29 protein-coding genes are annotated in these 20,071 nt (G+C 72.8%); 12 read left to right on the top strand and 17 right to left on the bottom strand.

Translation table 11 applies throughout. The annotated features are described in order from the left end of the window. Positions 1-4: 4 nt before the first annotated feature. The 8 genes from abmR (at position 5) to BJ971_RS05650 (ending at position 6,324) form a co-directional block, all read left to right on the top strand. A complete protein-coding gene (abmR, locus tag BJ971_RS05685) occupies positions 5-556 on the top strand; it encodes an ATP-binding transcription factor AbmR (RefSeq protein WP_184990467.1) in 552 nt (183 codons plus the stop codon). A gap of 17 nt (positions 557-573) precedes the next feature. Beyond that, on the top strand, positions 574-1,329 hold the full coding sequence (locus BJ971_RS05680; protein WP_184990465.1) for a HipA family kinase: 756 nt from the start codon (positions 574-576) through the stop codon (positions 1,327-1,329). Next, entirely contained in the window at positions 1,326-1,700 is a 375-nt protein-coding gene (locus BJ971_RS05675) for a DUF3037 domain-containing protein (protein WP_184990463.1), read from the top strand. Before BJ971_RS05680 ends, BJ971_RS05675 begins: the two co-directional genes overlap by 4 nt. A 48-nt stretch (positions 1,701-1,748) precedes the next feature. Next, positions 1,749-2,072: a PadR family transcriptional regulator gene (locus BJ971_RS05670; protein ID WP_184990461.1), complete on the top strand. Its 324-nt coding sequence runs from the start codon at positions 1,749-1,751 to the stop codon at positions 2,070-2,072. After that, complete coding sequence (locus tag BJ971_RS05665; protein ID WP_184990459.1) at positions 2,069-2,881, top strand: ABC transporter ATP-binding protein; 813 nt, start codon at positions 2,069-2,071, stop codon at positions 2,879-2,881. Before BJ971_RS05670 ends, BJ971_RS05665 begins: the two co-directional genes overlap by 4 nt. Continuing rightward, a complete protein-coding gene (locus tag BJ971_RS05660; RefSeq protein WP_184990457.1) occupies positions 2,878-3,567 on the top strand; it encodes a hypothetical protein in 690 nt (229 codons plus the stop codon). Before BJ971_RS05665 ends, BJ971_RS05660 begins: the two co-directional genes overlap by 4 nt. 53 nt (positions 3,568-3,620) lie before the next feature. Beyond that, entirely contained in the window at positions 3,621-4,688 is a 1,068-nt protein-coding gene (locus BJ971_RS05655; protein WP_184990455.1) for an ATP-dependent DNA ligase, read from the top strand. A 67-nt stretch (positions 4,689-4,755) separates the two neighbouring features. Next, positions 4,756-6,324, top strand: a complete 1,569-nt coding sequence (locus tag BJ971_RS05650; RefSeq protein WP_239087736.1) for an alpha/beta hydrolase — start codon at positions 4,756-4,758, stop codon at positions 6,322-6,324. Here BJ971_RS05650 and BJ971_RS05645 read toward each other — a convergent pair. Beyond that, positions 6,275-6,730, bottom strand: coding sequence for a potassium channel family protein (locus BJ971_RS05645; RefSeq protein ID WP_184990453.1), 456 nt, complete (start codon positions 6,728-6,730; stop codon positions 6,275-6,277). The two genes, BJ971_RS05650 and BJ971_RS05645, sit on opposite strands and share 50 nt — an antisense overlap. 65 nt (positions 6,731-6,795) lie before the next feature. Here BJ971_RS05645 and BJ971_RS05640 point away from each other — a divergent pair, with 65 nt between their 5' ends. After that, positions 6,796-7,275, top strand: a complete 480-nt coding sequence (locus tag BJ971_RS05640; RefSeq protein ID WP_184990451.1) for a GNAT family N-acetyltransferase — start codon at positions 6,796-6,798, stop codon at positions 7,273-7,275. A 4-nt stretch (positions 7,276-7,279) separates the two neighbouring features. Here the strand turns inward: BJ971_RS05640 and ligD are convergent, their stop codons facing one another. The 3 genes from ligD to BJ971_RS05625 form a co-directional block, all read right to left on the bottom strand. Continuing rightward, positions 7,280-8,320 carry a non-homologous end-joining DNA ligase gene (gene ligD / locus BJ971_RS05635; RefSeq protein WP_184990449.1) on the bottom strand — a complete coding sequence of 347 codons (1,041 nt, stop codon included), beginning with the start codon at positions 8,318-8,320 and terminating at the stop codon, positions 7,280-7,282. A gap of 80 nt (positions 8,321-8,400) precedes the next feature. After that, on the bottom strand, positions 8,401-8,874 hold the full coding sequence (locus tag BJ971_RS05630; protein ID WP_184990447.1) for an LPXTG cell wall anchor domain-containing protein: 474 nt from the start codon (positions 8,872-8,874) through the stop codon (positions 8,401-8,403). A 96-nt stretch (positions 8,875-8,970) separates the two neighbouring features. Further along, positions 8,971-9,444 carry a hypothetical protein gene (locus BJ971_RS05625; RefSeq protein WP_184990445.1) on the bottom strand — a complete coding sequence of 158 codons (474 nt, stop codon included), beginning with the start codon at positions 9,442-9,444 and terminating at the stop codon, positions 8,971-8,973. Positions 9,445-9,521: 77 nt separating this feature from the next. Here BJ971_RS05625 and msrB point away from each other — a divergent pair, with 77 nt between their 5' ends. Then, positions 9,522-9,926, top strand: a complete 405-nt coding sequence (msrB, locus tag BJ971_RS05620; protein WP_184990443.1) for a peptide-methionine (R)-S-oxide reductase MsrB — start codon at positions 9,522-9,524, stop codon at positions 9,924-9,926. On the opposite strand, the gene BJ971_RS05615 is transcribed toward msrB, so the two are convergent. From BJ971_RS05615 to BJ971_RS05595, 5 genes are all read right to left on the bottom strand, one after another. Further along, entirely contained in the window at positions 9,907-10,404 is a 498-nt protein-coding gene (locus BJ971_RS05615; protein WP_184990441.1) for a dihydrofolate reductase, read from the bottom strand. The genes msrB and BJ971_RS05615 overlap by 20 nt on opposite strands. Beyond that, the gene (locus BJ971_RS05610) at positions 10,401-11,198 is read right to left on the bottom strand and encodes a thymidylate synthase (protein WP_184990439.1); all 798 of its coding nucleotides are present in this window, start codon (positions 11,196-11,198) and stop codon (positions 10,401-10,403) included. Before BJ971_RS05610 ends, BJ971_RS05615 begins: the two co-directional genes overlap by 4 nt. A 66-nt stretch (positions 11,199-11,264) precedes the next feature. Then, positions 11,265-11,522, bottom strand: a complete 258-nt coding sequence (locus BJ971_RS05605) for a hypothetical protein (RefSeq protein ID WP_184990437.1) — start codon at positions 11,520-11,522, stop codon at positions 11,265-11,267. Between the two features lie 74 nt (positions 11,523-11,596). Then, positions 11,597-11,809, bottom strand: a complete 213-nt coding sequence (locus tag BJ971_RS05600) for a DUF397 domain-containing protein (protein WP_239087735.1) — start codon at positions 11,807-11,809, stop codon at positions 11,597-11,599. 62 nt (positions 11,810-11,871) lie between these two features. Then, entirely contained in the window at positions 11,872-12,147 is a 276-nt protein-coding gene (locus BJ971_RS05595; protein WP_184990433.1) for an isoamylase early set domain-containing protein, read from the bottom strand. 76 nt (positions 12,148-12,223) lie between these two features. Here BJ971_RS05595 and BJ971_RS05590 point away from each other — a divergent pair, with 76 nt between their 5' ends. Then, on the top strand, positions 12,224-12,664 hold the full coding sequence (locus tag BJ971_RS05590) for a GNAT family N-acetyltransferase (protein ID WP_184990431.1): 441 nt from the start codon (positions 12,224-12,226) through the stop codon (positions 12,662-12,664). Between the two features lie 25 nt (positions 12,665-12,689). On the opposite strand, the gene BJ971_RS05585 is transcribed toward BJ971_RS05590, so the two are convergent. The 7 genes from BJ971_RS05585 to hemE all read right to left on the bottom strand — a co-directional run bounded on the left by BJ971_RS05585 (position 12,690) and on the right by hemE (position 18,342). Next, complete coding sequence (locus BJ971_RS05585) at positions 12,690-13,349, bottom strand: response regulator (RefSeq protein WP_184990430.1); 660 nt, start codon at positions 13,347-13,349, stop codon at positions 12,690-12,692. Next, positions 13,346-14,446, bottom strand: coding sequence for a sensor histidine kinase (locus tag BJ971_RS05580; RefSeq protein ID WP_184990428.1), 1,101 nt, complete (start codon positions 14,444-14,446; stop codon positions 13,346-13,348). The genes BJ971_RS05585 and BJ971_RS05580 overlap by 4 nt, the downstream gene beginning before the upstream one ends. Positions 14,447-14,466: 20 nt before the next feature. Further along, positions 14,467-14,661, bottom strand: a complete 195-nt coding sequence (locus tag BJ971_RS05575) for a DUF5957 family protein (RefSeq protein WP_184990426.1) — start codon at positions 14,659-14,661, stop codon at positions 14,467-14,469. Further along, a complete protein-coding gene (locus tag BJ971_RS05570) occupies positions 14,658-15,053 on the bottom strand; it encodes a hypothetical protein (RefSeq protein ID WP_184990424.1) in 396 nt (131 codons plus the stop codon). The genes BJ971_RS05575 and BJ971_RS05570 overlap by 4 nt, the downstream gene beginning before the upstream one ends. Before the next feature lie 93 nt (positions 15,054-15,146). Continuing rightward, the gene (gene hemQ / locus BJ971_RS05565) at positions 15,147-15,854 is read right to left on the bottom strand and encodes a hydrogen peroxide-dependent heme synthase (protein WP_184990422.1); all 708 of its coding nucleotides are present in this window, start codon (positions 15,852-15,854) and stop codon (positions 15,147-15,149) included. After that, positions 15,851-17,248: a protoporphyrinogen oxidase gene (gene hemG, locus BJ971_RS05560; RefSeq protein WP_184990420.1), complete on the bottom strand. Its 1,398-nt coding sequence runs from the start codon at positions 17,246-17,248 to the stop codon at positions 15,851-15,853. Before hemG ends, hemQ begins: the two co-directional genes overlap by 4 nt. Before the next feature lie 62 nt (positions 17,249-17,310). Further along, positions 17,311-18,342: a uroporphyrinogen decarboxylase gene (gene hemE, locus BJ971_RS05555; protein ID WP_239087734.1), complete on the bottom strand. Its 1,032-nt coding sequence runs from the start codon at positions 18,340-18,342 to the stop codon at positions 17,311-17,313. Between the two features lie 85 nt (positions 18,343-18,427). On the opposite strand from hemE, the gene BJ971_RS05550 reads away from it, so the two are divergent. Next, complete coding sequence (locus tag BJ971_RS05550) at positions 18,428-19,000, top strand: DUF3000 domain-containing protein (protein ID WP_184990418.1); 573 nt, start codon at positions 18,428-18,430, stop codon at positions 18,998-19,000. On the opposite strand, the gene BJ971_RS05545 is transcribed toward BJ971_RS05550, so the two are convergent. Next, positions 18,997-19,926: a S1C family serine protease gene (locus BJ971_RS05545; protein ID WP_377885284.1), complete on the bottom strand. Its 930-nt coding sequence runs from the start codon at positions 19,924-19,926 to the stop codon at positions 18,997-18,999. The two genes, BJ971_RS05550 and BJ971_RS05545, sit on opposite strands and share 4 nt — an antisense overlap. Positions 19,927-20,071: the final 145 nt, after the last annotated feature.

Here is a 20,071-nt window from a genome sequence, read left to right as displayed (position 1 = left end):
TGTCATGCGCTTCCGTCCGCCCTCCGGGGCCCGTACCGAGCCGCCGCCCGCCGACGACGCCGCCGCCTGGATCACCGGCGCCTCGCCCGACGGGTGGTTCACCGAGCCGCCGCACGTCGTCGTCGACCGCGACGAGATCATCATCTGGGGCCGGGTGCCCACGCCCGAACTGGGCGGCGACGCCACCGACGCCGACCGGGCCGCCGCGCAGGCCGGGCGGATACACCAGTTCCGGGAGGACACCCGGGACGACCGGATCAAGGTCGCCCTCCAGGTCGAGCACCGCTACCAGCGCAAGGTCAGCTGGGGTGTGCGCTGCGGCGACAACGAGGAGTTGTTCACCCACCTCTCCGCGCCGGTCATGACGCGGCTGCGCCAGCCCGAGCGACAGGTGCTCGACACGCTCGTCGACGCCGGCGTCGCCCGCAGCCGGTCCGAGGCGCTGGCGTGGTGCGTGCGCCTGGTCGGCGAGCACACCGAGGACTGGCTCACCGACCTGCGCGACGCCATGACCAAGGTCGAGGACCTGCGCCGCCGCGGCCCCGCCGCTACCTGACCACTAGGGTGGGCGGGGTGCTGCCCCAGGTCAAAGCCACCCGATACGTGACACCGCTGCGCGAGGGCGGGTCGCTGCCCGGCATCGTGGAGGCCGACAACCTCGGCACCTACGTGGTGAAGTTCCGCGGTGCCGGCCAGGGACCCAAGGCGCTGATCGCCGAGGTGATCGCCGGCGAGCTCGCCCGGCGCCTCGGGCTGCCCGTTCCGGAGCTGGCCGTCACCCACCTGGACCCGGTCGTCGCGCGCGCGGAGCCCGACCAGGAGGTGCAGGAGCTCATCAAGGCGAGCGCGGGCGCCAACCTCGGCATGGACTACCTGCCCGGCGCGCTCGGCTACGACCCGGTGGCGCACCCGGTCGAGGCCGAGCTCGCGTCGCGCACACTTGCCTTCGACGCCTTCGTGGAGAACGTCGACCGCAGCTGGCGCAACCCGAACCTGCTGGTCTGGCACGGCGAACTCTGGCTCATCGACCACGGCGCCACGCTCTACTTCCACCACGACTGGCCCCGGGCGGGAAAGGTCACGCACCGGGCGTACAAGTGGGACGATCACGTGCTGAAGCCGTACGCGACCGCCCTGGCGACCGCGGGCCCGGCGCTCGCCGCCGAGCTCACGCCGCGGCTGCTCGAGGAGGTCATCGCGCTGGTGCCGGACGAGTGGCTGGCCGAGTTCGACTTCCCGGGCCCGGACGAGGCGCGCGCCGCCTACCTGGACCACCTGCGGGCCCGGGCCGCCGCCTCCGCGGCCTGGCTGCCGGGGGTGGCGGCATGAGCCCTTATGAGTACGCGATCATCCGCGCGGTCCCCCGGGTCGAGCGGGGTGAGCTGATCAACGTCGGCGTTGTCCTCTACTGCCAGCGCCTCGACTTCCTGGCCGCCCGCACGCACCTGCACGAGAACCGGCTGCTCGCCCTCGACCCGCACGCCGACCTGGACGGCATCCGGGCGGCCCTGAAGTCCTGGGAGACCACCTGCGCCGGCGGCGCGGACGGCGGCGCGGCCCGCGAGATGAAGCCGGGCGAGCGGTTCCGCTGGCTGGTGGCGCCGCGCAGCACGATCCTCCAGGCCGGCCCGGTGCACATGGGCCTCGCCGTCGACCCCTGCGCCGAGCTGGACCGGCTGGTGGAGTTGCTGGTCCGCTGAGCCACTAGATAGTGGCGCTAACTAGGTAGCGGTGCTACCTTCTGCCGCGTGGATCGACGGACCCAGTGGCTGCGCGGGGTGCTCGACCTCTGCGTGCTCGGCGCGCTCGCCCGCGGCGAGTCCTACGGCTACGAGATCGCACAGCGGCTCGAGGCCGGCGGCCTCGGCGTCATCGCGGGCGGCACGCTCTACCCCGCCCTGCTCCGGCTGGAACGCCTCGGCCTGGTCGTCGCCGACTGGCGGACCGGGGCGAGCGGGCCGGCCCGCAAGTACTACCGGCTCAGCGACGACGGAGCCGCGACCCTGCGGAGCGCCGGCGCCGACTGGGCCGTCTTCGTGGGCAACGTCAACGCAATCATGGAGGTTCCGTGACCGCCGATGACTGGCTCGCCGCGCTGTCGGCCGAGCTACGCCGCCGCCGGATCGACCCGGCCGGGCCGGTCGGCGAGGCCGCCGCACACCTGCGCGACAGCGGCCAGCACCCGCTGGAGGTCTTCGGGCCGCCGGCCGCATACGCCCTGGCCGTCGTCGCCGGCCTGCGCGGCGCGACCCCGGAGCCCCGCAGGCCGTCCGGCGAGCCGCGCCTGCGGGCCACCGGCATCACCAAGCGGTACGGCCGCAGAACCGTCCTGAACAACGTCGACCTGAGCGTGCACGCCGGCGAGGTGGTGGCGATGATCGGCGCAAACGGCTGCGGCAAGAGCACCATGCTGCGGATCTGTGCCGGGCTGCTCTCGCCCGACTCCGGTCACGTCCGGCTCGGCGGCACCGTCGGCTACTGCCCGCAGGACGGCGGCACCTCCGACTTCCTCACCCCCGACGAGCACTTCGTGCTGGTCGGCGCCGGTCGGGGCGTCGGGCGTACGGAGGCCAGGGCGCGCGGCCGCTCGATGGCCGCGGCCCTCGACTGGGCCGGCGCACCGCAGGCCCGGCAGAGCCGGCACCTGTCCGGCGGCACCCGGCAGAAGCTGAACCTGATCCTCGGCCGGCTCGGCGACCCGGACGTGCTGCTGCTCGACGAGCCCTACCAGGGCTTCGACAACGGCACCTACCTGGACTTCTGGCAGCAGGTCTGGCAATGGCGCGACGCCGGCAAGGCGATCGTCGTGGTCACCCACCTGCTCAACGAGCTGGACCGGGTGGACACCGTGCTGGACCTGACGCCCGGAGGGGTGCGATGACGAAGACCCTTGTCGTGGCCGAAATGGCGCTGCGCGAGATCTCCCGGCGCCGCGGCGTGCTGATCCTGCTGGCGCTGCTGCCGCTGGCGTTCTACTACAGCCGCCGGGGCGAGGCCTACTGGCAGTCGGTGCGCTTCGTGTCGCTGGGCATCGGCTGGACGCTGAGCACCGCCGCCCTGTTCGCGGGCAGCGCGGCGCGCGGCATCGAGCCCCGGCTGCGGATCGCCGGCTACGCCACGCACCAGCTCTACCTGGGCCGGCTAGCGGCGCTGTGGACCGTCGGGCTCACCCTCGCGCTGCCGTACTACCTGCTGATCCTCGTCGACCTCGACGGCAAGGTGCGCAACGACGCCATCGCGCTGATCCTGGTGCTGACCGTCGCGGTGGCGCCGCCGCTCGGCCTGGCCGTCGCCGCGCTGCTGCCGCGCGAGCTCGAGGGCATGCTGGTGCTGCTCACCATCGTCGCCATGCAGATGATGCTCGACCCGGAGAAGACCACGGCGCACGCGCTGCCGTTCTGGTTCACCCGCGAGATCGGCACCTACGCCGTCGAGAGCGACGCCGGCACCGACCATGTGGGCCGCGGGCTCGCCCACGCGGGCACCACCCTTGCCGTGGTCCTCGCCGTGGTGGCGCTGGCCACGACGCTCCGGCTCCGGCGCCGGTCGCACATCTCCGTCGCCTGAGAATTGCGTGCCGACGGGCACGACGGCGGGCCGTGAAGAGGCAGACTGTGCCGATGGACCTGCCGATCAACCCGCCCGTCAAGCCGATGCTGGCCAAGCCCGTCGCCGCCATCCCGCCCGGGCAGCTCTACGAGCCGAAGTGGGACGGCTTCCGGTCGATCATCTTCCGCGACGGCGACGAGGTGGAGATCGGCAGCCGCAACGAGAAGCCGATGACCCGCTACTTCCCCGAGGTCGTCGAGGCGGTGCTTGCCAACTTCCCGCCGCGGTCGGTGATCGACGGCGAGATCATCGTCGCCGACACCGCCCGCAACACCCTCGACTTCGAGGCGCTGCAACAGCGCATCCACCCGGCGGCGAGCCGGGTCAAGCTGCTCTCCGAGCAGACCCCGGCCGGCTTCGTCGCCTTCGACCTGCTGGCGCTCGGCGACGAGGACCTGACCACGCTCCCGTTCGCCGAGCGCCGGGCGCGGCTGGAGCAGTGCCTCGCCACCGCGAAGCCGCCCGTCTACGTCACCCCGGCGACCGACGACCTGGACACGGCGCAGCGGTGGTTCGCCGAGTTCGAGGGCGCGGGCCTGGACGGGCTCATCGCCAAGGGCAAGGACCTCGGGTACGAGCCGGACAAGCGGGTGATGTCCAAGATCAAGCACAAGCGCACGGCCGACTGCGTGGTCGCGGGCTACCGGGTGCACAAGTCCGGCGACAACCGGATCGGCTCGCTGCTGCTCGGCCTGCACGACGAGCGCGGCGTGCTGGTCTCGGTCGGCGTGATCGGCTCGTTCTCGATGGCGGTACGCGAGGAGCTCTTCGCCGAGCTGCAACACCTGGTCACCACGTTCGAGGGGCACCCGTGGAACTGGGCGGCGCACGAGCAGGGCGAGCGCACCCCGCGCCGCAACGAGGTGAGCCGCTGGAACAACGGCAAGGACCTGTCCTTCGTGCCGCTGCGCCCGGAGCGGGTGGTCGAGGTGCGCTACGACTACATGGAGGGCCTGCGCTTCCGGCACACCGCACAGTTCGAACGCTGGCGGCCGGACCGGGAGCCGGGTTCCTGCACCTACGAGCAGCTCGAACGGCCCGTGCGCTTCAACCTGGCGGACGTGCTCACGAGCCGCTGACGCTCTTCGCCCGGCCGCTCGCGTAGCCTCGTGGCGAGCAAGAGCCGATCGAGAAAGGCCGCGCACCGTGCCGCGTAACCCCCGCCTGGTCCTGGCCGCCCTGCTCGCCGCGGTCGTCGCGACCGCCGGTTGCACGCTGCCGGTGTTCGCGCCCGATTCCGACGGCGACGTGCCGGGCACCGCCGCCGGCAAGGCGCCGCCCGCCGTGCCCGGCACGCAGGCGCAGTGGACGCCCTGCCCCGAGGTACCGCGGCAGCTGGTCGGGCGCGGCGCCTCCGGCATGACCTACGAGTGCGCGTCCGTCGCGGTGCCCCGCGACTGGGCGGCGCCCCGGAGCGGCCAGACCTACGAAGTCGCCATGATCCGGATCCGTTCGCGCACGCAGCGGGACCGGATCGGCTCGCTGCTCATCAACCCCGGCGGTCCCGGCAGCTCCGGCATCGACATGTCCGTCTATCTCTCCTTCGGCCAGGCTCTCGGCGGCCTGCCCACCGAGATCACCGACCGGTTCGACCTCGTCGGCTTCGATCCGCGCGGCGTGCACCGGTCCGCCCCGGTCAAGTGCATTAGCGCCGCCGACCAGGACGCGACGTTCGCGGCCGTGCCGGACCCGGAGACCGACGCCGAGTTCCAGGAGATCGTCGCGCTCAACAAGCGCGTCGCCGTCGGCTGCGGCGACAAGTACGGCGCGCAGCTACCGTTCTTCTCCACCGAGCAGGCCGCGCACGACATGGACGCGATCCGCGCGGCCGTCGGCGACGCGAAGACGACCTACCTCGGCTACTCGTACGGCACCCTGCTCGGCGCGACCTACGCACAGCTCTACCCGGGCAAGGTCCGCGCCCTGGTGCTGGACGGCGCGGTCAACCCGAAGCAGGGCTTCGAGGCCGGCTCCGAGGCGCAGGCCAAGGGCTTCGAGCGCGCGTTCACCAACTTCACCGCCTGGTGCAAGGCGAACGCCGGCAAGTGCCCGATCGCGCCGGACGCCCGCGGCGCCGTCACCGACGCCATGGCCAAGGCGGACGCCTCCCCGGTCGAGGGCGAGGACGGCCGCGCCGCCACCTCCGGCTGGATCTTCTACGCGGTGATCGCCTCGCTGTACACCGAGCCGGGCTGGCAGCAGCTCGCCAAGGCGGTCGCCGACCTGCAGGGCGGCGACCCGTCGGGCATCTTCGACCTGGCCGACCAGTACGCCGACCGCAAGCCCGACGGCACCTACTCCAACCTGTTCGACGCGAACCTCGCGGTGAACTGCGCGGACACCGACAAGGCGCCGACGGCCGAACGGGTACGGCAGCTACAGAGCGACTGGCGCAAGAAGTACCCGCTGTTCGGCGCGCCGCTGGCGATCGGCATGCTGTCGTGCACGTTCTGGCCGGGCGCCAAGGACCCGTACCCGGCCGGCCCGGCGACCGGCGCACCGCCGATCGTGGTGGTCGGCACGACGGGCGACCCCGCCACCCCGTACGAGAACACGGCCGAGCTGGCGTCCATGCTGGGCACCGGCCGCGTGCTCACCTGGGAGGGCGAGGGCCACACCGCGTACCCGAGCACGAAGTGCATCGTGGCGGCGGTGGACGCCTACCTCATCGATCTGAAGGTGCCGGCGGAGGGTCTGCGCTGTCCTCCGCAGTGACGCCCTGGCGGGCGGCGAGCTCCTCGAGGAGCCGGCGCACGTGCCGCAGGTTGTTCTTCAGCTCCTCCTGCTCCTCGTGCCGGAAGGCGTCGTGATCGACGATCAGCTTGCTGGCGAAGTGCGCCGTGATCAGCGGCACGACGATCAGCACCATGACCGAGATGAGCACCGCGGCCATGACCCGGCCCTGCCACGTCCCCGGTGAGATGTCCCCGTAGCCGACCGTCGACGCGGTCACCACGGCCCACCACAGCGAGTCGCCGAGGGACTCCCTCTCGAAGAAGCGGTAGAGCACGCTGCACACCACGATGAGCAGCAGGTAGGACAGGATCAGGTTCCGCGGGGAGTTCGCGAGCCGCACCAGCCCGCGGTAGATCGCCCGAAAGGGTGTCAGCAGCACTCGCATCCGGCCATCCTGCACCGGCCCGACCGGTCGGCGGCTCAGCCCGACGGCCGTGTCAGGATGGCCGGGTGGCCCAGACGATCTTTCGAACCGCGACCCGGGCGGACGTCCCGGCGATCCTCGATCTCCTGACGAACGACGACATCGCCCGCGCCCGCGACGCCGCGGCGCACGGCGGTCCGGCGGTCCCCGAGGAGGTCGACGCGGCCTGCTGGGCGGCGTTCGAGGCGATCGACGCCGACCCCCGCAACGAACTGATCGTGGCCGACGAGGCCGGCGCGGTGGTCGGCACCTGCCAGCTGACCTTCATCCCGTCGCTGAGCCGGCGCGGCGCCGAACGCATGACCATCGAGGCGGTCCGGGTCCGCGCCGACCTGCGCGGCCGCGGCGTCGGCCGGGCCATGATGCGGTGGTCCCTGGACCGCGCCCGCGAACGCGGCTGCGGCCTGGCCCAGCTCACCACGGACAAGCGCCGCACCGACGCGCACCGCTTCTACGCGGACCTCGGCTTCGAGGCGTCACACGAGGGCTTCAAGCTGACCCTCTAGCGAGCTACTCGGTGTTCTCCCAGTTGGCGCGGTTCATCTTGCTGGGCTGGACGCGGGGCGGCTCGCCCGGCATCTTCGGGTGGTCGGGCGGGTAGGGCAGGTCACCGAGCCCGGCCGCCGCGTCGCGGTCGGACCACTCGAGCAGCGGCGCGAGGTCGTGGGCGACGTCGTCGATGGTCGCGTGCGGGTCGCCGACGGCGGCGAACCGCGCCGGCACCGTGCGCAGGTCGAAGTCGTCCGGCTCGACCTCGGTCAGCTCGTCCCAGGTGACCGGCGTGGAGACCGTCGCCCGGGCGTTGGCCCGCAGCGAGTACGCGCAGGCGATCGTGCGGTCCCGCGCCATCTGGTTGTAGTCGATGAAGACCCGCTCGCCGCGCTCCTCCTTCCACCAGGCGGTGGTGATCCGGTCGGGGCTGCGGCGCTCGACCTCGCGGGCCAGCGCGATGGCGGCCCGCCGCACGTCGACGAATGGGTGGCCGGGCGCGATGCGCACGTAGACGTGCACCCCGCGGCCGCCGGAGGTCTTGGGGTAACCGGTCCAGCCGAGGTCGGCGAGGACCTCGCGGACCACCCCGGCCGTGGCCACCACGTCGCCGAAGCCGGTGCCGGGCTGCGGGTCCAGGTCGATGCGCAGCTCGTCCGGGTGGTCGACCGCGTCGCCGCGTACCGGCCAGGGGTGGAAGACGATCGTGCCCATCTGCGCCGCCCAGGCCACGTGCGCGAGGTCCGCCGGGCACAGCTCGTCGGCCTTGCGGCCGCTCGGGAACGCGATCGTCGCGGTCTCGATCCAGGGCGGCACCCCGCGGGTGGGTATCCGCTTCTGGAAGAACGCCTCGCCCTCGATGCCGTCGGGGAAGCGTTGCAGGGTCGTCGGGCGGCGGTCCAGGGCGCGCATGATGCCGTCGCCGACCGCGAGGTAGTACTCGAACACGTCCCGCTTGGTGTAGCCCGGGCCGGGGAAGACGATCTTGTCGGGGCTGCTCAGCCGTACCGGATGACCGGCGACCTCGACCTCGACGGCGGGTGACTTGGCAGATGGGGCCATGCGACGACCTTAAGGCAGCGGCATGGGCGAAGGCCGCCCTCGGAAAGATCCGGGGGCGGCCTTCGAGAGCCCGCAGAGGGTCAGGCGCTGCGGCGGCGCCGGGTGTAGTAGACGGCGGCCGCGCCGGCGGCGACCATCAGCGCACCGATACCCATGGTGAGGGCCATCGGCGCTCCGGTGAGCGGGAGCGTGCCGGCCGGGCTGACCCCGCCCGGCACGCTGGGCGTGGCCGCGGGGGAGGTCGCCGGGAGCTCGCCGCCCGGCGGCACGGTGTAGACGGTGGCCGGCGGCGTCGTGCCGTAGCCGGCGTTGCCGCGGTCCGGCGCGACCGCGGCGGGTGCGGCGTCGCCGGGCGCTTCCGGCGCGACCGGGGCCGCGCTGGCGTCCTCGCACTGCTGTCCGTCCGGACACGGGCTGGCCATCACGGCGGGCTGCTTGGCGACGGCGGACTCGTCGCCCGTCGCGGCGGCAGGGGACCCGGTAAGGGCCAGAGCGGCGATGACGGTGACGCCGACCGCGGGAAGTCCAGCGGCCAACCGGCGCGTCAAACTCATGAAGGGAATCCGTTCTGTTGCGAAAAGTCGTCAAGGTCCGATGTGAGCTTAGCGGCTTATGCCCGAATTTGTCGCATCTTCCCTCAGCGGGTCATTTCAGCTTGGAACGCCTCCAAAGCGGTGACTGCGCCACAAGTGCGACAGTGCGAAGACCTTGAGCTCGAACTGCGGGTCCGCCGCGAAGAGCTCGCCGCTGTACGGCGCGCGCAGCTGCACGCTCGCACCGGACTCCAGGTAGACGGAGACGACGTTGCGGCCACCGCGGCGCTCGGCGCGCAGGTCGACGACCCGGCTCCACGGCTCGACGGCCGCGCGGAACGGCGTCACCGTGCGGATGCCGCCGGCGTCGACCGAGGTGCCGAGCCGGTGCCGCAGCAGTACCCCGGCGACCGCCCCGGCCAGCGGCGGCCCGAACGCGAGCAGCGGCCAGACCCAGTGCGGTGGCGTGGCTCGCGTCCAGCCCAGCGCGCCCAGCGTGGCGAGGAGCATCACCGCCGCGGCGAGCGCGCCGAGGTACATGCCGTGGCCGAGGGCCTGCTGCCAGGTGGGGCGGAATCGCGCTGCGTCCATGGCTGTTCAACGGCGCGGGTCACGGCCCCGCGCCGCACTGGCGGTGCGAGGCGATGCATCGACGTACCTTTGGAGGCATGGCAACCGACAAGACCTCCCTGCCCGCCACCGAGGATGAATGGCGGGTCCGACTGAGCCCCGACGAGTTCCGGGTGCTGCGCGAGGGCGCCACCGAGCCCGCCTGGCGCGGCGAGTACGTCGACACCAAGACCGAGGGCATGTACGCGTGCCGCGCCTGCGGCGCCGAGCTCTACCCGAGCGACACCAAGTTCGACTCGCACTGCGGCTGGCCGTCGTTCGACGACGCCGTGCCCGGCGCGATCAAGGAGATCGAGGACCGCAGCCTCGGCATGGTCCGCACGGAGATCCGCTGCGCCCGGTGCGACAGCCACCTGGGCCACGTCTTCAAGGGCGAGATGATGACTGCGAAGAACACCCGGCACTGCGTGAACAGCCTGTCGATCAGGCTGGACCCGAAGTAGGCACCCGGGTGAGGTCCTCCACCGTGTAACGCACGCCGGTGCCCGGCGCCTCGGCGCCGGCGCCGGCGGTGACCCGCCACTCCGGGCCCAGCCGCGGCGCGAACGTGTCGCCCTCGACGTCGAGGTCGATGCGGGTACGCACGATGTGGCCGGCCATCGGCAGGAACGCGGCGTAGATCGCGCCCCCGCCCATCACCCAGAAGTCGTCGTGGACCTTCAGCAGGTCGTCGACCGAGCCGAAGACCTCCGCGCCCTCCGCGCGCCAGCCCGGCTGCCGGGTCAGCACCACGTTGCGGCGGCCGGGCAGCGGCCGGAACCGCTCCGGCAGCGAGTCCCACGTGGCACGCCCCATCACCACGGTCGAGCCCATCGTGCGTTCCTTGAAGATCTTCTGCTCGCCGGGCAGGTGCCAGGGTATGCCGCCGTTCGCCCCGATCACCCCGCCCCGGGCCTCGGCCCAGATCAGGTGCACGGTCACACCGCCACCGGGGCGCGCAGCGCCGGGTGATGCTGGTAGCCGGCCAGCGAGAAGTGCTCGTAGGTGTAGTCGAACAGCGACTCCGCCGGCGCCGTCTCCAGCGTCGGGAACGGGTATGCCGGCCGGCTGAGCTGCTCGCGCACCTGCTCGACGTGGTTGGAGTAGATGTGGCAGTCGCCGCCGACCCAGATGAAGTCGCCGGGCACCAGGCCGACCTGGGCCGCGATCATCTGGGTCAGCAGCGCGTAGCTGGCGACGTTGAACGGGACGCCGAGGAACATGTCCGCGCTGCGCTGGTAGAGCTGGCAGGAGAGCCGGCCGTCGGCGACGTAGAACTGAAACATCGCGTGGCACGGCGCGAGCGCCATCTCCGGCAGCTGGGACACGTTCCAGGCGGAGACGATCATGCGGCGCGAGTCCGGGTCGGCGCGCAGCGTGGCGAGCAGGTCGGCGATCTGGTCGACGTGGCCGCCGTCGGGCGTCGGCCAGGAGCGCCACTGCCGGCCGTACACCGGGCCGAGGTCGCCGTTCTCGTCGGCCCACTCGTCCCAGATGGTCACACCGCGCTCGCGCAGCCAGAGCGTGTTGCTGTCACCGCGCAGGAACCAGAGCAGCTCGACCGCGACGGACTTGAAGTGCACCCGCTTGGTGGTGATCAGCGGGAAGCCCTGCGACAGGTCGTAGCGCAGGCGCTCGCCGAAGAGGCTGACCGTGCCGGTGCCGGTGCGGTCCGCCTTCGGGGTGCCGGTCTCGAGAACCCGGCGCAGCAGATCTTCGTACTGGGTGTCGACCATGCCCGCCACGCTAGCGCCTCGGTACGCCCGGGGCCGCCCGCGACCCCGGGCGTCACGGGTCACAAATCAGTGCGCCCAGGACTCACTCATCGCCGAGATCTGCTGGTTGAGCTGCTGGAGGTCGCGGTTGGGCTCCTCGCCCTTCTGCTTCGCCGGGTCGACGGCCGTGAAGCCGAGCTGGCTGCCGAGCTGCTGCCAGCGGGCGTACAGGATCGATTCGATCAGGACATCCTTGACGTCCTCGTGGGCGGCCTCGAGCTCCTTCACGGCAGCCTCGTACCGCTCCACCTTTTTCAGCAGGTCAGAACTATCGTGAGTGGTCATACGGGCAGGCTACCCAGAAATGAACCTTATTCAGGTTGATATCCGGAAAGACCGGCATGCCCTCGTTCACCACGCTACAGGTCGAACTCGCCGTCCTTGGCGCCACCGACGAAGGCGTCCCATTCGGCCGGGGTGAAGAACAGCACGTCCCCCTCGGGGTCGCGGGCATCGCGCACGGCGACGCCGGCATCGAGCAGGGCGACCTCGACGGCGGCGGCACCCGCCGCCCCGGACGAGGCGCTGCGGCGCCACACGGCGTTGGACAGGTCAGCCTCGAACTTCTGCACGCGCACAGTCTGCCAACCGGTGCCACCGGACGGAAGGGCCGTAACCGGTACGTGTACCGCGGTCAGAGCACCAGCTCGCTGCCGTTCGGCCCCACCGCGTCGGCGTTCTCGTCGTCCATCCAGATGCCGTCGCTGGCCAGGTAGCGGAAGCTGTAGCGGCCCGGGTCCAGCCGGACCGTGACCGTGCGGGTGCCGTCCCGGCGCACCTTGAGCTCGTGCAGCCCCGGCTCCCAGTCGTTGAACGTGCCGACCACGCTCACCGAGCCGGAGGGCGCGTCCTTCGGCAGGCAGAACGTCACCCGGGTCTTGTTGCCGAAGAGCTTGCTTCGCTTGATCATTTAACCCTCCAGACTGCGCGTCACCTCCTGTTCCAACCGCCCGAGGGGTCGTCGGGTGACGCATAAAATCGCACTCATGCATCCGGAGCCCCGAGAAGAGATCCGGGTGGCGTCGTTTCCCGATCTCGACACCACCACCCTGTACGCGATCCTCAAGCTCCGCGTCGACGTCTTCGTCGTGGAGCAGCGGTGCCCGTACCCGGAACTCGACGGGCGCGACGCCGAACCCGGCACCCGGCACGTGTGGCTGACCCGCGGCGACGAGGTCCTCGCCTACCTGCGGATCCTTGCCGACGGCGACACCGAGCGGATCGGCCGCGTGGTGACGGCGCCGGACGCCCGCAAGGGCGGCTACGCGAGCCGGCTCGTGGAGCACGCACTCACCGTCGTCGGCGCCAGGCCCTGCACGCTCGCGGCGCAGGCGCACCTGACCGGCTTCTACGCCCGCTTCGGCTTCACCGTCGCGGGGCCGGGATTCCTGGAGGACGGCATCCCGCACGTACCGATGCGGCGCTAGGTCCTGTTTCGGTCCGAAACAGGACCTAGCTGGGGCGGACCAGCCCGGTGCGGTAGGCGACCACCACCAACTGCGCGCGGTCGCGGGCGTCCATCTTGGTCAGTAGGTGACTCACGTAGGTGCGGACTGTCGCCGGGCTCAGGTGCAGCGCGGCGGCGATCTCGTCATTGGAACGGCCACCCGCGACCTCGATCAGAACGTCGCGTTCACGCCCGGTGAGGCCGGCCAGCGGGGCGCTCCGCACGCCGCCCGGGCCGGCGCCGACCGCGGCGTCCATCACCCGCCGGGTCACCGCGGGCGACAGCAGGGCGTCGCCCGCCGCCACCAGTTTTACCGCCCGGCGCAGCTCGGCCGGGCCGCAGTCCTTGAGCAGGAAGCCGGCCGCGCCGGCCCGGATGGCGGAGAAGACGTGCTCGTCCGTGCCGTACGTGGTCAGCGCGACGACCCGCACGGCGGCGAGCGCCGGATCGGCCACGATGCGGCGGGTCGCCTCGATGCCGTCGGTGCCCGGCATCTGCAGGTCCATCAGCACGACATCCGGCTGCTCGGCCGTCACCGAGGCGACCGCGCCGGCGCCGTCCGCGGCCTCGCCGACGACGACCAGCTCGGGGTCGCGCTCCAGCAGCGCGCGCAACCCGGCCCGGACGAGTTCCTGATCGTCCGCGATCACCACCCGGACGGTCACGCGACCGCCTCCGCGGGCAGGGTCGCGGTGACCTCGAAGGTGCCGTCCGGCGCCGGGCCGGCGCGCAGCGAGCCGCCGAGCAGGCCGACCCGTTCGCGCATGCCGCGCAGGCCGTAGCCGTGCGGGCCGGCCGGGGCCGCCACGGTGTCGTTGACGATGCGCAGGCCGATCTCCGCCGGACGGTAGGAGACGGTCAGCCGGACGGCGCGGCCGGGAGCGTGCCGCCGCGCGTTCGTCAGCGCCTCCTGCACCACCCGGTACGCGGTCGCGTCCACCACCATCGGCAACGGCCGCTCCCGGCCCTCGACGGTCAGGTCGACCGGCGCGCCGGCGGTCAGGTCGCCGAGCCGGGCCAGCACCCCCAGCGGAGGTGACACGCCGTCGGCCTCGCTGCGCAGCGCCGCGAGCGTGCCACGCAACTCCTGTGCCGCTCCCCCGCTCGCCTGCCGCACCCGGCCGATCGCCGTACGGGCCGCGACCGGGTCGCCGTCGTCGAGCGCCTCCGCGGCCACGTCCGCGTGCAGAGTGACCGCCGAGACGGTGTGCGCGAGCACGTCGTGCAGGTCGCGGGCGAGCGCCAGCCGCTCGTGCTGTACCCGCCGCTCGGCCTCCTCGGCCAGTCGCGCACCCACCTCGGCCCGCCAGAGCCGCCGGGTGTGCACCCCGTCGCCGAGCACGATCACGGCGGCCATCACCGCAACGGTCGTGGGCAGTTCGTATGCGTACAGGTAGCCCGGATCCTCTCCGCCGAGCGTGCGCGCCACCGAGGAGATCACCACCAGGGCCGCCGCGCTGCCCACCGCCCAGCGCAGCCGGCCGGCCTCGGCGGCCGAGTAGAGCGCGGCGCCGACCGGCAACGCCAGCCCGATCGGGGGCAGTCCGAGCGCGTAATAGCCGAGCAGCCCGATGCCGGACGCGACAAGCGCCAGTACCGGCTGCGACCGGCGGACCCACATCAGCGCGCCGAATCCGACCGCGAACAGATAGGCGACCGCCGGTGTCCCGTCGCCGCGCACGTTCGCGGTGACCGCGGCGCCGACGACGGCGACCGTGGCGACGCCCAGCCCGACGTCCGTCCAGCGCGCATGCGGACCCATGGTGGCAGGGTAGGTCGCGCTCACCGGCGGCGTCGGTCGATCAGCAAGCCGGCTACCGCCCCGAGTACGGCGAGAAGCAGCGGCCCGAGGCCGAGCACGAGCGCCGTGGCGGGCGAGACGTCCGTTCCGGCCGGACGGACGGCCGACTCGGTAAGCACCACGCCGAGCAGCAGCCCGGCGAACATGCCGACGACGGCGACGCCGATCGTCCTCACCGGGAGGCGGTCTCGGCCCGGCGGCGGCTCGTCGCCCGCAGGATCGCCCAGGCGACGGCACCGAGCACGGCACCCTGGAGCGCGTTGAAGATCGGCATGGCCAGGTAGCCCGGCAGCGGAATCGACTCGGCCGACTCCAGGAAGGGTTGCAGCGACAGGTTCAGCAGAATGGCGAACAGCGCGTAGGCCACCCCGGCGGCGGCCAGCGTGTGTATCGGCTTGGGCTCCCGGCGCACCACCACGACGACGATCCAGACGATCGAGATGACGGCGGTGAGCAGGAGTGGCCCGAACGGCTTGCCGAGGGGCCCGGAGTCATAGACCCCCACGATGCTGAGCACCGGGCGGGCCAGACCGATCAGTCCGAGCAGAGCAGCGAGTCGAAGATTCATACCGGAAACGTTAGGTACGCGGGACGCCCGGCGAATCCGCTCGATGTTGACGATCGGAGTCAACATCGAGCGACCGCCGGCGGCGTTCGACCCCTACGGGAGCGAGGCGGTGATCTCGGTGATCGAGCGGCGGCGGCCGGTGTAGAACGGCACCTCCTCGCGGACGTGCCGGCGCGCCGTCGAGGCACGCAGGTCGCGCATCAGGTCGACGATGCGGTGCAGCTCGTCGGCCTCGAACGCCAGCATCCACTCGTAGTCGCCGAGCGCGAACGACGCGACGGTGTTGGCCCGCACGTCCGGGTAGCCGCGCGCCATCTTGCCGTGCTCGGCCAGCATCGCGCGCCGCTCCTCGTCCGGCAGCAGGTACCACTCGTACGACCGCACGAACGGGTAGACGCAGACGTACGGGCGCGCCTCCTCGCCGGCCAGGAAGGCGGGCAGGTGGCTCTTGTTGAACTCGGCGGGCCGGTGCAGCGCCATCTGCGACCAGACCGGCTCGAGGTGCCGGCCGAGCACGGTGCGCCGCAGCAGCCCGTACGCCTCCTGAAGCGCGTCCGGCGACTCCGAGTGCCACCAGACCAGCAGGTCGGCGTCGGCGCGCAGGCCGGAGACGTCGTACGTGCCGCGCACCACGACGTCCTTGCCGAGCAGCTGCTCGAACAGCGCGTCGACCTCGCGCGCCAGGTCCTCGCGCAGCGCGGGAAGCGGCGACGCGGCCCGGAAGACCGACCACATCGTGTAGCGGATCGTCGCGTTCAACTCCTTGACCCGCGCCGCGTTGCTCTGCTGCTGATCGGTCATCGTTCCTCCAGGTGTTTCGATACGTCGTCTGCGGCGCTCTCGCCGCTGGCCACGCAGGCCGCGATGCCGACACCGTCGTAGGCGGCGCCGGCCAGCGCCAGGCCGGGACGGTCGGCGAGCGCGGCCCGGGCCCGGGCGACCCGGTCGAGGTGGCCGGGCGCGTACTGCGGCAGCCCGCCGCCCCAGCGCTGCACCCAGGAGGCGACCGGCGCCGGCAGCGGGTCGCCGATCAGCGCGCCCAGCTCGGCGTGCGCCGTCGCGGTCAGCGCCGCGTCGTCGTGCTGTAGCCGCGCCTCCTCGCCGGCCCGCCCGAGGGACGCCCGGATGATCACCGGACCGCCCTCGCGGCGCAGGTGCGACCACTTGTGCGTGACGAACGTGGCCGCCTTGACCAGCGTGCCCTCGGTCGGCGGGACCAGGAACCCGGACAGGTCGGGCAGCGGCGTGCCGGGCGGCAGCGCGAACGCGACGAGGGCGACGCTCGCGTAATCGAGCGCCTCGACGCCGGCGGCCGCGGCGAGATCGACGCCGGTGAGCAGCCGGGCGGCCGGGCGGGCGGGCACGGCGAGCACGACGGCGTCGACCTCCTCGATCCGCGGCGCCGGCGCCGGGCCGAGCAGCAGCCGCCAGCCGCGCGAGGTGCGGGTCAGCTCGTGAACGGGCAGGCCGAGACAGATCCGGGCGCCCGCGGCGTCGACCGCGGCGGCGACCAGGCGGCCCATGCCACCGTCCACCGCGGCGAAGACCGGCCGGCCGGGCACCCGCACCGCCGCGGCCTGCGCGGCCCGGACCGCGCCGGCCAGGGTGTGCTCGGTGCGGGCCGCGCGTGCCAGCGCGGGCATGGTGGCGGCCAGCGAGAGCCGGTCGGCGCGGCCCGCGTAGACCCCGCCGAGCATCGGGTCGACGAGCCGGTCGGCGACCTCGTCGCCGTAGCGGGACCGGACCAGCGCGCCGACGGCGACGTCGGCGCCGGGCGCGAGCAGCGGGCCGCCCCGGTCCAGGTCGGCGCCGGCCGCCGCCCGCGCGACCGGGCCAAGCGCGTGCACGTCACCGGGCACGCCGACGAGCGTCCCCTTGGGCAGCGGCTCGAGGCGGCCGCCGAGGGCCAGCGCCGCGGGAACGGCGGCCGGATGCACGAGGGCGTCGCCGAGGCCGACGGACCGCGCGAAAGCCACGGCCGCGGACTCGCCGCCGTCGGCCCCGCCGGCCAGGAATGCCTCGGCACCCCGCTCGACGACGGTGCCGGCGAGCTCACCGGTGCGCAGCTTTCCGCCGAGGGCGGCCGACTGCTCGTACACGATGATCTCGGTGTCGGCCGGCGCCCGGTCCCGGAGCCGCACGGCGGCGGCCAGCCCGGCGATACCACCGCCGATCACAGCTACCCGCTTGCGCACGAGCCGAGCCTAATCGCCCCGTCGCGCCCGGCGGATCAGCGCCCCGGAGGCAGTTGTCGATGTCACCTCAGGCCGTGCACGAGTTCGACGACGCGGGTCAGCACTTCCGGGTCGGTCTCCGGCATCACGCCGTGTCCGAGGTTGAAGACGTGGCCCGGCGCCGCGCGGCCCTCGGCGACCACCCGCCGGGCCTCCCGCTCGACGACCTCCCAGGGCGCGAACAAGATCGCCGGGTCCAGGTTGCCCTGCACGGCCCGGTCCGGCCCGATCATCGTCGTGGCCCGGTCCAGCGGGGTACGCCAGTCGACACCGACCACGTCCGCGCCGGCCTCGCCCATCGCGCCGAGCAGGACCGCGGTGCCCACGCCGAAGTGGATCCGGGGAATGCCCGCGTCCTCCAGGCCCCGCAGCACCCGCGCCGAGTGCGGCTGGACGAACCGGCGGTAGTCGGCCTCGGACAGCGCGCCCGCCCACGAGTCGAAGAGCTGGATCGCGCTGACCCCGGCGTTCACCTGTACCCGCAGGAACGCCAGCGTGATGTCGGCCAGCCGCGAGCACAGCGTGTTCCACAGGTCCGGGTCGCCGTACATCATCGCCTTGGTCTTCAGGTAGGTCCGCGACGGCCCGCCCTCGATCAGGTAGCTGGCCAGCGTGAACGGCGCACCGGCGAAGCCGATCAGCGGGACCGCGCCGAGCTCGGGCAGCAGCATCCGGATGGCCTCGTCGACGTAGCCGACGGCGCCGGGCTCCAGGTGGCGCAGGCCGGCGACGTCCGCGGCCGTGCGGATCGGCGAGGCGACCACCGGGCCGGTGCCGGCCACGATGTCCAGGTCGACGCCGGCGGCGGCCAGCGGCACCACGATGTCGCTGAACAGGATCGCGGCGTCGACGCCGTGGCGGCGTACCGGTTGCAGGGTGATCTCGGTGACCAGATCGGGGCGGCCGCAGGACTCCAGCATCCCGACGCCCTCGCGGATCTTGCGGTACTCCGGCAGCGAACGACCCGCCTGCCGCATGAACCAGACGGGCGGGTGCGGCACCGGCAGGCCGCGGCAGGCCCGGACGAACACCGAGTCGTGGAGAGTCTTGGTCACTCGCCACATCGTGCCACGTGAGTGAACGACGCCGTGCGGCGCGCCGCGTAACACCGGATCGACGTGATCGGCATAGGCTTCGTCCATGGGGCCCACCTCCGCCGCACCCGAGGCGTTCACCCGCGCCGTCGCCGGGTTACGGGCCACCGCGCCGCGCGAGGAGATCCTGCTCGAGGAGATCGCCGCGCCGCAGCGGCTGGCGCCGTACGGCTTCGCGCTGAGCGCGACCGTGCTGCGCGAGGGCGACGAGGTGGCGAGCGGCCGGCTGATCCTGCTGCACGACCCGGCCGGGCACGACGCCTGGCAGGGCAACCTGCGGCTGGTCACGCTGATCACGGCCGAGCTGGAGTCCGACATGGCCGGGGACCCGCTGCTGCCCGCGGTGGCCTGGACCTGGCTGACCGACGGGCTCGACCAGCACACGGCGCTCTACACGGCGATCGGCGGGACGATCACCCAGACCACGTCGACCCGCTTCGGTGAGCTGGCCGGCCCGGCGCCGACCGCAGACCTGGAGATCCGCGCGTCGTGGACGCCGACCTCCGACGACCTGGGCGCGCACCTGCACGGCTGGTGCGCGATGCTCGCCTCGACGGCGGGCCTGCCGCCCCCGGGCGTGACGGCCCTCAACAACCGCCAGCGCGCCGGGGCGAACTAGCAGACGTCGAAGGCGTCGCAGGCCGTCTTGATCGGTACGGCGATGCCGATGCCCTCGGCGTCGCGGGCCTTGGCCGTGGCCAGGCCGATCACCTCGTCCTTGCTGTTGACCACCGGCCCGCCCGAGTTGCCGGGGTTGATGGGCGCGTCGAACTGGATCGTCGGCCCGTCCGCGTCGCCGGGCCGGTACGCGCTGACCACGCCCGTGGTCACGGTGTCCTCGAGCCCGAGCGGCGCGCCGACGACCACGACCTGCTGGCCCGGCTTGACCGTGGCGGGCGCGGTGTCCAGCCCGGCGATCTTGCGGTTGGCCCGCAGCAGCGCCAGGTCCTTGCCCTTGTCGACCTTGACGATCGTCGCGGACATCTCGTCCTTGCCCCGCTCAAGGAAGACCTTGCGGGAGCCGGACTGCCACACCGACTCGACCACGTGGAAGTTCGTCAGCAGGTTCGCCTGCCCGTCCTTGGCCTTGTCGCCGACCGAGAACGCCGTACCCGTGAAGTTGCCGGCCCGGACCCGGAAGACGCTCGGCAGCACCGTCTGCGAGATGGCCTCGGGGTCGAAGACCCCGGCGAGCTGCTTCTCCAGCCGGTCGGCCCGGTCGGCGAACTGGTCCTGCCGGTCGAGCGCGGTCGCGAGCTGAGCGGAGCTGGCCGCCAGCCGATTGTCGACCCGCTCGAGGCGCCACGCCTGCCACCCGGCGACCAGCAGCAGGACGGCGACCAGCAGAAACGTGGCCAGCCGGCTACGACCACGGCCGTTGAGCACGGCCGGTTCGCTCGCCGGCTCGGCGACCACCGGGTAGGGCGCGGCGCCGGTCGGCGAGACCAGGTGCGGCCCCACCCGGGCCGGGCGCGGGTGCCCGATCCGGGGCTCGGCGCGCGAGGCGGTGGCCCACTCGCCCGAGGGGTGGTCGGGCAGGCTCAACAACGGATCCCGCGGCGCACGGCGCGGACGAGGCACCCCGAAGGGGTCGTATGCGGTCGTCATGCGGCGCGGGCCTCCCCAGGTATCGACGCTCCGGCCGGTAGTACGGACGAAAAGGGGTCAGCGGACGGGCGCCGAACGGCTT

Source organism: Amorphoplanes digitatis (genome assembly GCF_014205335.1).
In the GTDB taxonomy this organism is placed as follows: Bacteria; Actinomycetota; Actinomycetes; order Mycobacteriales; family Micromonosporaceae; genus Actinoplanes; species Actinoplanes digitatus.
This window is presented reverse-complemented; position numbering and strand designations above follow the sequence as displayed.

Bases quoted from the DNA above. Each gene is read 5' to 3' on its own strand.
- abmR (WP_184990467.1), top strand. From the start codon at position 5: ATGCGCTTCCGTCCGCCCTCCGGGGCCCGTACCGAGCCGCCGCCCGCC.
- BJ971_RS05675 (WP_184990463.1), top strand. From the start codon at position 1,326: ATGAGCCCTTATGAGTACGCGATCATCCGCGCGGTCCCCCGGGTCGAG.
- BJ971_RS05660 (WP_184990457.1), top strand. From the start codon at position 2,878: ATGACGAAGACCCTTGTCGTGGCCGAAATGGCGCTGCGCGAGATCTCC.
- BJ971_RS05655 (WP_184990455.1), top strand. From the start codon at position 3,621: ATGGACCTGCCGATCAACCCGCCCGTCAAGCCGATGCTGGCCAAGCCC.
- BJ971_RS05645 (WP_184990453.1), bottom strand. From the start codon at position 6,730: ATGCGAGTGCTGCTGACACCCTTTCGGGCGATCTACCGCGGGCTGGTG.
- ligD (WP_184990449.1), bottom strand. From the start codon at position 8,320: ATGGCCCCATCTGCCAAGTCACCCGCCGTCGAGGTCGAGGTCGCCGGT.
- BJ971_RS05630 (WP_184990447.1), bottom strand. From the start codon at position 8,874: ATGAGTTTGACGCGCCGGTTGGCCGCTGGACTTCCCGCGGTCGGCGTC.
- BJ971_RS05625 (WP_184990445.1), bottom strand. From the start codon at position 9,444: ATGGACGCAGCGCGATTCCGCCCCACCTGGCAGCAGGCCCTCGGCCAC.
- msrB (WP_184990443.1), top strand. From the start codon at position 9,522: ATGGCAACCGACAAGACCTCCCTGCCCGCCACCGAGGATGAATGGCGG.
- BJ971_RS05610 (WP_184990439.1), bottom strand. From the start codon at position 11,198: ATGGTCGACACCCAGTACGAAGATCTGCTGCGCCGGGTTCTCGAGACC.
- BJ971_RS05605 (WP_184990437.1), bottom strand. From the start codon at position 11,522: ATGACCACTCACGATAGTTCTGACCTGCTGAAAAAGGTGGAGCGGTAC.
- BJ971_RS05595 (WP_184990433.1), bottom strand. From the start codon at position 12,147: ATGATCAAGCGAAGCAAGCTCTTCGGCAACAAGACCCGGGTGACGTTC.
- BJ971_RS05590 (WP_184990431.1), top strand. From the start codon at position 12,224: ATGCATCCGGAGCCCCGAGAAGAGATCCGGGTGGCGTCGTTTCCCGAT.
- BJ971_RS05580 (WP_184990428.1), bottom strand. From the start codon at position 14,446: ATGGGTCCGCATGCGCGCTGGACGGACGTCGGGCTGGGCGTCGCCACG.
- BJ971_RS05570 (WP_184990424.1), bottom strand. From the start codon at position 15,053: ATGAATCTTCGACTCGCTGCTCTGCTCGGACTGATCGGTCTGGCCCGC.
- hemQ (WP_184990422.1), bottom strand. From the start codon at position 15,854: ATGACCGATCAGCAGCAGAGCAACGCGGCGCGGGTCAAGGAGTTGAAC.
- BJ971_RS05550 (WP_184990418.1), top strand. From the start codon at position 18,428: ATGGGGCCCACCTCCGCCGCACCCGAGGCGTTCACCCGCGCCGTCGCC.